Source organism: Nocardioides sp. CPCC 206348 (genome assembly GCF_048654705.1).
Taxonomy (GTDB): Bacteria; Actinomycetota; Actinomycetes; order Propionibacteriales; family Nocardioidaceae; genus Nocardioides.
On sequence record NZ_JBMCZA010000201.1, the window covers coordinates 602 to 904 of the forward strand.

Sequence of the window (303 nt, forward strand, 5' to 3'; positions counted from 1 at the left end):
CGGCGAGTCCAGTCCGCTGAGCCGGTTGAGCATCTGGCGGATCACCGCGATCGAGACCGGCGCGCTGTTGTCACGCAGGTCGCGGGCCAGTGCGTACGCCTCGTCCAGCACCTCTTCAGGCGCGTGCACCGACGTGATGAGCCCCGAGGTGAGCGCCTCGTCGGCACCGAAGACCCGGCCGCTGATCATCCAGTCCTGGGCCTTGGTCATGCCGACCAGCCGGGGGAGGTGCCAGACCGAGGCGGCCTCGGGGAAGATGCCGCGGCGGCCGAAGACGAAGCCGAACTTCGAGTCGGTCGAGCC

The 303-nt window shown here is 69.6% G+C and carries 1 protein-coding gene; it reads right to left on the bottom strand.

What is annotated here, in order from left to right:
* The coding region (locus tag ACOADB_RS19465) for an enoyl-CoA hydratase-related protein (protein ID WP_378602231.1) at positions 1-303 on the bottom strand (303 nt) is incomplete at both ends.